Here is a 10,712-nt window from a genome sequence, read left to right as displayed (position 1 = left end):
ATAACGGGAAGGGCGGGCGTCCGTACGGGCGCCCGCCCTTTGCCGTCCCGTTCGTACGACGCGTCACACGCCCGGGCCGGGCGCCTGCGAGCACTTCAGGGCGCGGGAGCCGGGCAGCGCGTTGACGACCATGTCGCGCAGGGACGCGCGGTCCCCGGCTTTCGTGGCCCAGTTGTCCGGGTACTCCCCTCCCTTGGGAATGCTGATCAGCGTGCGGTCGCCCGGCTTCAGGCGCGGGTCGACGTCGTGATCCATCAGGAAGGTGACCTTCTGCGGTCCCTTGGCGGGCTTGTAGTAGCGGGTCGCGGTCAGCGTGATCGTGTCGCGTTCCGCGCCGGGAACGGGCTCGACCCGGACGACGGTGCCCTCGACGATGAGCCGCGAGCACGCCACGAAGCCCTCGGGCGTCACGTCCGCGCCCTGCTTCCCGCTGTCCGAGGCCCCGCTGTGGTCCGCCGCGGACTTGTCGTCGGCGGCGCCGCCGCCGGGGGCGCTGACGCCCAGCCACACGAGCCCGCCGAACAGCGAGGCCGCGCACGCGGCGGCGAGCGCCCCGAAGGCGACGGCGAGGGGCCGGCGGCGGGGCCGCGGGGCGGCCACCGGCGCGGGGCGTGGCTTCTCCCGCGCGGCCAGCGCGTCCCCGATCCCCCGCACCTGCTCCGCGAGCAGCGCGACATCGGCCACGGCGGCGGCGTGCGCGGCCACCGCCTCGGGGCCGGCCGCGTCCTGATCGGGCAGCGGCTCCCCCGTGAGCGCCTGCATCAGCGCCCGGTCCTCGTGCTCCATGTCACACCACCTCCCCTTCGCGCAGCCGCGCCCGCAGCATCCGTACCGCCGTGTGCAGCCTGCTCTTGACCGTGCCCTCAGGGATGCCCAGCTCCTCGGCTATCGCCCGCACCGGGAGATCGGCGTAAAAACGCAGCACGACGACCTGCCGCTGGGGGTCCGGCAGCTCGTCCAGGCCCTGCGCCACGGCCAGCGAGAGGACCCGCGACTCGGCGCCGTCCTCCGCGCGCTGCTCCTGGCGCAGGGAGGCCAGGCGCTCGCCGAGCCGTTCCTGGCGGCGGCGGGCCCGGTGCCAGTCCATCGCGAGGTTCGAGGCGACGACGACGGCCCACGCCGACACGTCGCGCGGCGCCTCGTCGCCCCGCGCGGCCCGTTCAAGGAGTCGCAGGCGCACCTGCTGCACGCCGTCCTGAAGGTCGCCGTGCGGTACCCCGCCGAGCGACAGGACGGCCCGCACCCGGTCCTCCTGTGCGGCATCCAGCGGATCGGCCGCCTCCGCGCGGCGCGTTCTTCTGCGCAGCAATGCCCCTCCCCTCCCCCTGGCTCTCCCGCGTTTCCCCTAGGACGCCGGGGCGGCCGGAAACGTTCGCACCGTGAGACAGGGATGAATGTGGCGTCCCGCACCCCGGACAATGGATTGGACAAGGCTGCCGGGGACAGACGCATCATGGAGCGGCACCCCCGCTGTTCTGTTCGTGTACGTACGGAGGAAACCCCTGTGAAGGTCGGAATCGTCGGAGCCACCGGTCAGGTCGGCACGGTCGTGCGCAAGATCCTCGTCGAGCGGGACTTCCCGGTCGACGAGCTGCGCCTGTTCGCCTCGGCCCGCTCGGCCGGGACGGTCATCGACGGTGTGACGGTGGAGGACGCCTCGACGGCCGACTACACGGGCCTCGACATCGTCATCTTCTCCGCGGGCGGCAGCACCTCCAAGGCGCTGGCCGAGAAGGTCGCGGCCCAGGGCGCGGTCGTGATCGACAACTCGTCGGCCTGGCGCCGGGACCCCGAGGTGCCGCTGGTCGTCTCCGAGGTCAACCCGCACGCGATCGCGAACCGCCCCAAGGGCATCATCGCCAACCCGAACTGCACGACGATGGCCGCGATGCCGGTCCTGCGTCCGCTGCACGAGGAGGCCGGCCTCGAAGCGCTGGTCGTCGCCACCTACCAGGCGGTCTCCGGCTCCGGCCTCGCGGGCGTCGCCGAGCTGCACGGCCAGGCGCAGAAGGTCGTCGCCGAGGCGGACAAGCTCACGCACGACGGCTCCGCGGTCGAGTTCCCCGAGCCGCAGGTCTACAAGCGCCCCATCGCGTTCAACGTGCTGCCGCTGGCCGGCGCCATCGTCGACGACGGTCTGAACGAGACGGACGAGGAGCAGAAGCTCCGCAACGAGTCCCGCAAGATCCTCGAGATCCCGGGCCTCAAGGTCTCCGGCACCTGCGTGCGCGTACCGGTCTTCTCGGGCCACTCGCTCCAGATCAACGCCCGCTTCGCCCGTCCGCTCTCCGTCGAGCGCGCCACGGAGATCCTGTCCGGCGCCGCCGGCGTCGAGCTCTCCGACATCCCGACGCCGCTCCAGGCCGCGGGCCAGGACGCCTCGTACGTGGGCCGTATCCGCGGTGACGAGACCGTGGAGAACGGTCTGTCGCTGTTCGTCTCGAACGACAACCTCCGCAAGGGCGCCGCGCTGAACGCAGTGCAGATCGCGGAGCTGGTGGCGGCCGAGCTAAAGGGCTGACGCCCGCCCGCCGCGGACGCGCGGCGGTTCTACCGCGGCCTGCGCACCTCGAACTGGAAGCAGCCGTACTCCAGGGCCCGCACGTGGACGAGCGCCACGTGCGGGTCTTCGAACGCCTCGGCGAACGCCGCGTCGAAGCCGGCCGTCGTGTCCTCGGGGATCTCCAGGAGGCGCCCGCCGACGATGTGCCCCTCGGCGTCGTAGCGGCGCACGGTGCGCAGGGCGCCGGGCCGGCCGAAGGGGTAGCCGCCGGCGTCCGCCGCCGGTCCGTCGCAGTCGTCGGCGTGGATGAAGACCGGGCCCTGCTCGTCGTACGCGCCCGGGTGCGCGCCCGTGGCCTCGCTCCAGCGCCGAAGCGGCGCGTACGAGACGAGCGCGATCCGCTCGCCGGGCTCGACGGAGCGCAGACAGCAGCGCAGCGGGGACCCGACGGCCGCGTCTTCGGTGGCGGTGAACGCGACGCAGGGGCGGCCCGCGTCGTCAGTGTCCCGCAGCTCCTTGAGAGTGGCCGGTGCGATGGGCTGTGCGGTGTACGTGGTCATGTACTCCAGGCTCGTCCCGCGCGCGCGGGTTCACCGGCGGAAAACGGACATCGCGCTCTCCGCTTCCCTCGTGGAAGGATGACCGGAACATCAAAAACGTAGACCGGATCTAGGAGATGACCGCGTGCCTGGCACCAATCTGACCCGTGAAGAGGCGCAGCAGCGGGCGAAACTGCTCGATGTCGAGTCGTACGAGATCGATCTCGACCTCTCGGGAGCGCAGGAGGGCGGCACCTACCGGTCCGTGACCAGCGTGCGGTTCGAGAGCGCCGAGGCGGGCGCCCACACGTTCATCGACCTGGTCGCCCCGGCGGTCCACGAGGTCGTCCTGAACGGGAATTCGCTCGATGTCGCCGCCGTGTTCCGCGACTCGCGGATCGAGCTCAAGCACCTGGAGGCCGGGCCGAACGAGCTGCGGGTCGTCGCGGACTGCGCGTACACCAACACGGGTGAAGGTCTGCACCGCTTCGTCGACCCGGTCGACCAGCAGGCCTATCTGTACACGCAGTTCGAGGTGCCGGACGCGCGCCGCGTGTTCGCGTCGTTCGAGCAGCCGGACCTCAAGGCGACCTTCCAGTTCACGGTCAAGGCGCCCAGCGGCTGGACCGTCATCTCCAACTCGCCGACTCCGGAGCCGAAGGACGACATCTGGCGCTTCGAGCCGACGCCGCGCATCTCTACGTACATCACCGCGCTGATCGTCGGCCCGTACCACTCGGTGCACTCCTCGTACGAGGGCGCGGACGGGCAGTCCGTGCCGCTCGGCATCTACTGCCGCCCCTCGCTCGCCGAGTTCCTCGACTCGGACGCGATCTTCGAGGTCACGCGGCAGGGCTTCGACTGGTTCCAGGAGAAGTTCGACTACGCGTACCCCTTCGCCAAGTACGACCAGCTCTTCGTGCCGGAGTTCAACGCGGGCGCGATGGAGAACGCGGGCGCGGTCACCATCCGCGACCAGTACGTGTTCCGTTCGAAGGTGACGGACGCGGCGTACGAGGTGCGCGCGGAGACGATCCTGCACGAGCTGGCCCACATGTGGTTCGGCGACCTCGTGACGATGGAGTGGTGGAACGACCTGTGGCTGAACGAGTCGTTCGCCACGTACACGTCGATCGCCTGCCAGGCGTACTCGCCGGACAGCCGCTGGCCGCACTCGTGGACGACGTTCGCGAACTCCATGAAGACATGGGCGTACCGGCAGGACCAGCTGCCCTCCACGCACCCGATCATGGCCGAGATCCGCGACCTCGACGACGTCCTCGTCAACTTCGACGGCATCACGTACGCCAAGGGCGCCAGCGTCCTCAAGCAGCTCGTCGCGTACGTCGGCATGGACGAGTTCTTCCAGGGCGTGCAGGCGTACTTCAAGCGCCACGCGTACGGGAACACGCGCCTGTCCGACCTGCTCGGCGCGCTGGAGGAGACCAGCGGGCGCGACCTGACCGCGTGGGCGAAGGCCTGGCTCCAGACGGCCGGCATCAACATCCTGCGCCCGCAGATCGAGACGGACGCGAACGGCGTCATCACGTCCTTCGCCATCCGGCAGGAGGCGCCCGCGCTCCCCGCCGGCGCCAAGGGCGAGCCGACGCTGCGCCCGCACCGCATCGCGATCGGCTTCTACGACCTCGACGACGACAGCGGCAAGCTGGTGCGCGTGGAGCGCGTCGAGCTGGACGTCACGGCCACCGAGCTGACCCAGGTCCCGCAGCTGGCCGGCAAGCGCCGCCCGGCCGTGATCCTCCTCAACGACGACGACCTGTCGTACGCGAAGGTCCGCCTGGACGAGGAGTCGCTCGCGTTCGTCACCGAGCACCTCGGCGACTTCGAGTCGTCCCTGCCGCGCGCCCTGTGCTGGGCCTCGGCCTGGGACATGACGCGCGACGCCGAACTGCCCACCAGCGCCTACCTGGAGCTGGTCCTCTCGGGCATCGGCAAGGAGACGGACATCGGCGTCGTGCAGTCCCTGCACCGCCAGGTGAAGCTGGCCATCGACCTGTACGCGGCCCCCGTGGGACGCGACGCGGCGCTGGCGATCTGGACCGAGGCGACGCTGGCGCACCTGCGGGCGGCGGAGGCGGGCAGCGACCACCAGCTGGCGTGGGCCCGCGCGTTCGCGGCGACGGCCCGCACGCCGGAGCAGCTCGACCTGCTCGAGGCGCTCCTCGAGGGCTCGCAGACCGTCGAGGGCCTGGCCGTCGACACGGAGCTGCGCTGGGCGTTCGTGGAGCGGCTCGCGGCGGTCGGCCGCTACGACGAGGCGGAGATCGCGGCGGAGTACGAGCGGGACCGGACCGCGGCGGGCGAGCGCCACGCGGCGACGGCCCGCGCGGCACGCCCCACCGAAGAGGCGAAGGCGGAGGCCTGGGCGTCGGTCGTCGAGTCCGACAAGCTCCCGAACGCGGTCCAGGAAGCGGTCATCGCCGGCTTCGTCCAGACCGACCAGCGCGACCTTCTCGCCCCGTACACGGAGAAGTACTTCGCCGCGGTGAAGGACGTCTGGGAGTCCCGCTCCCACGAGATGGCCCAGCAGGTGGCGGTCGGCCTGTACCCGGCGATCCAGATCTCCCGGTCCACCCTGGACGCAACGGATTCCTGGCTCGCCACCGCCGAACCGAACGCGGCCCTGCGCCGCCTGGTGTCGGAATCGCGGGCGGGCGTGGAGCGTGCGCTGCGGGCGCAGGGGGCTGACGCGTAGCACTCGCAGGCACGGCGCAAGGCGCCCGGCACCGGATTCCTCCGGTGCCGGGCGCCTTCGCGTGTGCGAGCGATCAGCCGTTCAACTCGGCGTAACGGGTGCGCAGTTGTTCGCGGCCCGTTTCCGTCAGGGAGCCGTGCAGGCGCATCCGGGCCACACCGCCGTCCGGGAAGGCGTCCAGGCGTACGTGGGTGGCTACGGCCTGGGCGGCGAGCTTGAAGCGGTGGAGGGTGTCGGGCTGGAGGCGGGTGCGGGGGATGATGTCGAACCATTCGCCCGTGTCGCCGTTGCGGCCGCTCAGGGCGATCCAGCCGGCCGAGTTCCCCTTCAGGTACGCCGTGTCGATCTCCACCGCGCGGATCGCGCCCTGCGCGGCGAGGCGGAAACGGACCCAGTCGTTCGTGCCGTGCACCCGGCGCCTGCGGTTCTCCCAGCCGTCGTCCATCTTGCGGGACGTGCCGGGCAGGATGATCTGCGTCGGCGAGGAGTAGAACTTGTCGGACGCGTCCTCGTACGTACCGCCGTTGAGGACCGAGACCAGGTCGAACGTGCCGAGCAGGTCGAGCCACTCGGGGTCCGGGACCACCTCGCCGTGCACGCGCAGGCGGGCCACACCGCCGTCGGGGTGCTGGCAGAGGCGCAGGTGCGTGTAGCGGCGTTCCGACGTGATCGTGAAGCCGTTCGCCGCGTGACCGCGCACCGGCGTCGGGGCGATCAGCTCCTCCCACTTCACGTCGGCCGCGGTGACGTCCTCGGGGCTCGGGGAGCCTTCCACGCACGCCGCCTGGACGCTGACGCGCTGCGGGTAGTTGCCGCGGAAGTGCGCGGTGTCCACGACGATGCCGCGGATCACGCCGGGCGTGCCGAGCCGGACGATCGCCCAGTCGTGGTCCCCGGGCGCGGGGAAGGGGGACTCGGCGGTGCCGCGGCGGCGGCGGGTCTCCCAGCCGTCCATGATCTTGCCCTTGTGCCCGAAGTGCTCGGGGTCGAACACCGCGGGCTCGCGGACGAGGAGGTTCTCGCGCTGGGCGAAGAACTCGTCGTTCGCGGCGATGACTCCCGCGCCCAGGCGCCGGTCGGCGAGGTCCACCAGCTCCGCGTAGCTCTCGGTGTCGCCGAAGTGGCGGTAGTCGGCGTACGGGTCGCCGCCGGAGTAGGGGGCGGCGTCGTTGGCGTGCGGGTCCTCGTGGGCTTCGAGCGGCGTGGCGTCAGATGTCGTCATACGTCCACTGTCAGACCCGCCGAGCCCTTAGGTCCATCGAAACTTTTCGACATGTACGTTCAGGTGAGCTGAATGGTCCGGGTCGGCCCTCAGCGCTCCGCCGCGGCTTCCCTCAGGGCATCCAGCACCCTCGACACCCCCGGCGCCCCCTCCGAACCCCTGCGCACCGCCGCCACCACGTGCCTGACCGGCCGGTCCTCGCCCAGTGCGCACATCACGACGCCCTCCCGGCCCGCCGCCGCCATGCGCGGGACCAGGGCGATGCCCATCCCGGCCTCGACCATCGCCAGGATCGCCGTCCAGCCGGCCGCGCTGTGCGCCTGCTCGGGCACGAACCCGGCGGCCTCGCACGCGGCCCGCGTGATCTCCGACCAGGGTCCGGAACCGCCGAAGATCCAGTGCTCGCCGGCCAGCTCGGCCAGGCGCGGGGCCGCCGCTCCCGCCAGCGGATGCCCGGCGGGCAGGGCCACGTCGAGCGGGTCGGCGAGCAGCGGCACCCGCGTGAACTTGGGGTCCCGTGCGGTGGGCGCGTGCGCGGCGAGCGAAAGGGCCAGGTCCACGTCACCGGCCGAGAGCAGCTCGTACGCCTGAGCGGCCTCGGCCTCGCGCACGCGGACCGCGATCCCGGGGTGGGCGGTGCGCAGGGCGCGTACGGCGGGCACCACCAGAGCGGGCACGGCCGTGGAGAACGCGGCGACCCGCACCTCCCCCGACTCGCCCTGCAGATACGCGTCCAACTCCGCGTCGGCGCGCTCCAGTTGGGCGAACACGGCTTCGGCGTGCCGCAGGACGAGGTGGGCGGCGTCGGTGAGGCGTACGCGCCGCCCGTGCGCCTCAAGGAGCGGCACGCCGAGCTGTTTCGCCAGGTTGGTCAGCTGCTGCGACACGGCCGACGGGGTCATGAGCAGCGCCTGCGCGGTGGCCGTGACGGTCCCCCGGTCCCGCAGGGCCCGCAGGATCGCGAGCTTCTTGATGTCCCAGTCGGTGGCGCGCATGGGGTCAACGTATCCGGGTCTCGCGCCGGGTCGCGGAGCCTGGGGGGTATCTGACAATTCCCCGTGGACGCCGCGACGCCGCGGGGAATTGTCAGACACCCCCTAGGGCCACCCCCGCCAGGATCAGCGCCATGCACGCGATCTGCAGCCCGCCCATGGCCTCGCCGAGGACCGCGTACGAGAGCAGGGCCACGCACACCGGCTGGAGGTAGTAGATGACGCCGGCGCGGGCCGCGCCGATCTGGGTGATCGCCTTGTTCCACGCGAAGAACGCGACGGCGGACGAGACCACGCCCACGTACAGGAGGGGCGGGACCGTCGCCGCCGTCGGCTCGAAGCCGCCCTGGACGGCGAGGCTGACGAGGAACACCGGCAGCAGCATCAGCGCGCCGAGCACGAACGTCGCGAAGAGGAACGCGGGCCCGCCGATCTCCGCCGGCCGGCGCCGCAGCAGTGCGCTGTACGAGCCGAAGCAGACCGCCGCCGCGACCACCCAGAGGTCGCCCGCAGTGAAGTGCGGCGCCAGGGAGCCCTTGCTGACCAGAAGCAGGACACCCGCGCACGCGAGGACCGTGCCGGTCACCCGGCGGGCCCCGAGCCGCGCCCCGCCGAGGCGTTCGTACGCCGCCATCAGGACCGGCGACGCGGCCATGATCATGCCCATGTTCCCGGCGGACGTCGTCATCGCCGCCTGGTTGACGAGCGTGTTGTAGACGGTCACGCCGAGCAGCGCGGCGAGCGAGAGGAAGCGCACATGGGCGCGGAGCAGGGCCCGTTGCCGCCAGGCGGAGCGCGCGGCGAACGGCGCCACCGCGGCGATCGCGATGATCCAGCGCCAGAACGCGTGCTGGACCGGGGGCACGCTGTCGTGCAGCGCGCGGGAGGTGACGAAGCTGCCCGACCAGACCACCGTGGCGAGCAGCGCGAGCGCGAGGCCGGCGCCGAGCCCGGTGCCCGCACGGCGCGCTCCTGCTCCTCCACCTCCCGATGCGGCCTTCTCGGCGCTGGTGGTCGTCCGGTCCAGGACTGCCATCCCGTATCCCCTCCTGAGCTGCGGTCTCTCTACGACCCCACTACCGTCGCAGCTCCCCACCCGTCAGGTCCATCGAAACTTTCCGGTCATTCTCTTCAGCAGAACTGAAAGATCGAGAGGGGGAGGGGGAGCCGGCGGCGACCCGGGACGGGCGCTGGCCCAGCAGCGTCGCGCCGAACGCCAGTGCCATGCCCACCAGCTGCACCGGCGTCAGCGCCTGCCCGAGCGCCGCCCAGCCGATGACCGCCGCCGTCAGCGGCGAGAGCGGGCCGAGGAACGTGACCTGCGTCGCGGTCAGGCGGCCGATGCCGCGGAACCACAGCCAGTACGCGACCGCCGTGTTGGCGAGCGCCAGGTACACGTAACCCGCGACGGCCCGGCCGTCCAGCGCCGGGGGCGCGCCCTCGACGAGGAAGGCGAGCGGGGCGATGAGGAGGCCGCCGGCCGTGAGCTGCCAGCCGGTGAGCGCCAGGGGGCCCACCCCTTCCGGGCGGCCCCACCGCTTGGTGAGGACCGTTCCCGTGGACATCGACGCCGTGGAGGCCAGCGCCGCCAGCGCGCCGACCGGGTCGAGCGCGCCCGCCGCCTTGAGGACGACGAGACTGACGCCGAGCGCGGCCGCGATGCCGGTCAACAGCGTGCGCCGCGTGGGGCGTTCACCGAGCAGGAGCGCCGCGAGGCCCGCGACGAAGAGCGGACCGATCGAGCCGACCACCGCCGCCATGCCGCCGGGCAGGCGGTACGCGGAGAGGAAGAGGAGAGGGAAGAACGCGCCGATGTTCAGCGCGCCGAGGACCAGGGACTTCCACCACCAGGCGCCGCGCGGCAGCGTGCGCGCCAGCGCCAGCAGGAGGAGGCCCGCGGGCAGCGCCCGCATCAGCCCGGTGAACAGCGGGCGGTCGGGTGGCAGGAACTCCGTCGTGACCGCGTAGGTCGACCCCCAGGAGATCGGAGCCAGAGCGGTCAGCGCGATCACGGCACCGTTGCGCTTCTTCAGGATGTTCGCGTTCGTCGTGTGTGTCGTCATCGCGTTCGTCTTCATCGAGCGCCCCCGCGGCGAAATGGGTTGGAGAAGAAGTAGCTTCGTGGCAAGTAGCTTAGTCGCAAGCTACTTGTCGTCAAGCTACTTTTCTCAGAGTTACTTTCAAGTGAGCTACCTTCTTGCGACCTACCGGACCCTGGTCGCATACTCGCCGCATGAGCAGCAGCAAGGACGCCGTCGACGCGATCGTCGACCAGTGGGCCGAGGTCAGGCCCGATCTCGACACCACGGCGATGGAGGTCTTCGGCCGGGTCTACCGGATCTCTCGCGCGATGGGCGACCGCATCGACAAGACGTACGCGCGCTTCGGCATCGGGCGGGGCGAGTTCGACGTCCTCGCAACCCTGCGCCGCTCCGGCGACCCGTTCACGCTCTCACCGCGCCAGCTCTCGGCGACGCTGATGCTGACGACCGGCGGCATGACCGGGCGGCTCGACAAGCTGGAGCGGCGCGGGCTGCTGCGCCGCTCGCCCGACCCGCACGACCGCCGCGGCCTCCAGGTGACCCTCACCGACGAGGGCAGGGCGCTGGTCGACGAGGCGGTCGGTGCCGGGCTCGCCGTGCAGACCGAGGCGCTCGCCTCACTCGACAAGGAGCAGGCCGGGCAACTCGCCGGCCTGCTGCGTCAGTTGATGGCGGGCGCACAGCCCTCCTGAAGCCGG

General features: G+C 71.7%; 10 protein-coding genes. 3 read left to right on the top strand and 7 right to left on the bottom strand.

From position 1 onward, the window contains the following. Window positions 1-63 precede the first annotated feature (63 nt). Window positions 64-786, bottom strand: a complete 723-nt coding sequence (locus ACWIGU_RS13390; RefSeq protein WP_454400330.1) for a hypothetical protein — start codon at window positions 784-786, stop codon at window positions 64-66. 1 nt (window position 787) lies between these two features. Continuing rightward, the gene (locus ACWIGU_RS13385) at window positions 788-1,309 is read right to left on the bottom strand and encodes a sigma-70 family RNA polymerase sigma factor (RefSeq protein ID WP_454400328.1); all 522 of its coding nucleotides are present in this window, start codon (window positions 1,307-1,309) and stop codon (window positions 788-790) included. A gap of 195 nt (window positions 1,310-1,504) precedes the next feature. Between ACWIGU_RS13385 and ACWIGU_RS13380 the strand changes: the two genes are divergently transcribed. Beyond that, entirely contained in the window at window positions 1,505-2,521 is a 1,017-nt protein-coding gene (locus tag ACWIGU_RS13380) for an aspartate-semialdehyde dehydrogenase (RefSeq protein WP_454400326.1), read from the top strand. A 29-nt stretch (window positions 2,522-2,550) separates the two neighbouring features. Here the strand turns inward: ACWIGU_RS13380 and ACWIGU_RS13375 are convergent, their stop codons facing one another. Next, window positions 2,551-3,063, bottom strand: a complete 513-nt coding sequence (locus ACWIGU_RS13375) for a DUF1203 domain-containing protein (RefSeq protein WP_454400324.1) — start codon at window positions 3,061-3,063, stop codon at window positions 2,551-2,553. Window positions 3,064-3,187: 124 nt separating this feature from the next. Here ACWIGU_RS13375 and pepN point away from each other — a divergent pair, with 124 nt between their 5' ends. Continuing rightward, window positions 3,188-5,758 carry an aminopeptidase N gene (pepN, locus tag ACWIGU_RS13370; protein WP_454400322.1) on the top strand — a complete coding sequence of 857 codons (2,571 nt, stop codon included), beginning with the start codon at window positions 3,188-3,190 and terminating at the stop codon, window positions 5,756-5,758. 73 nt (window positions 5,759-5,831) lie between these two features. Here pepN and alc read toward each other — a convergent pair whose 3' ends face one another. The 4 genes from alc to ACWIGU_RS13350 all read right to left on the bottom strand — a co-directional run bounded on the left by alc (window position 5,832) and on the right by ACWIGU_RS13350 (window position 10,035). Further along, the gene (gene alc / locus ACWIGU_RS13365; RefSeq protein WP_454400320.1) at window positions 5,832-6,980 is read right to left on the bottom strand and encodes an allantoicase; all 1,149 of its coding nucleotides are present in this window, start codon (window positions 6,978-6,980) and stop codon (window positions 5,832-5,834) included. A gap of 89 nt (window positions 6,981-7,069) precedes the next feature. Next, window positions 7,070-7,975, bottom strand: a complete 906-nt coding sequence (locus tag ACWIGU_RS13360; protein WP_454400318.1) for a LysR family transcriptional regulator — start codon at window positions 7,973-7,975, stop codon at window positions 7,070-7,072. Window positions 7,976-8,066: 91 nt separating this feature from the next. Further along, window positions 8,067-9,008 (bottom strand): DMT family transporter, encoded by a 942-nt coding sequence (locus tag ACWIGU_RS13355; RefSeq protein WP_454400316.1) that lies wholly within the window; start codon window positions 9,006-9,008, stop codon window positions 8,067-8,069. Between the two features lie 40 nt (window positions 9,009-9,048). Continuing rightward, the gene (locus tag ACWIGU_RS13350; protein ID WP_454400314.1) at window positions 9,049-10,035 is read right to left on the bottom strand and encodes an EamA family transporter; all 987 of its coding nucleotides are present in this window, start codon (window positions 10,033-10,035) and stop codon (window positions 9,049-9,051) included. Between the two features lie 170 nt (window positions 10,036-10,205). On the opposite strand from ACWIGU_RS13350, the gene ACWIGU_RS13345 reads away from it, so the two are divergent. After that, on the top strand, window positions 10,206-10,706 hold the full coding sequence (locus ACWIGU_RS13345) for a MarR family winged helix-turn-helix transcriptional regulator (RefSeq protein ID WP_454400312.1): 501 nt from the start codon (window positions 10,206-10,208) through the stop codon (window positions 10,704-10,706). Window positions 10,707-10,712: the final 6 nt, after the last annotated feature.

It is taken from the genome of Streptomyces sp. NPDC055400, from assembly GCF_053644375.1.
This window is presented reverse-complemented; position numbering and strand designations above follow the sequence as displayed.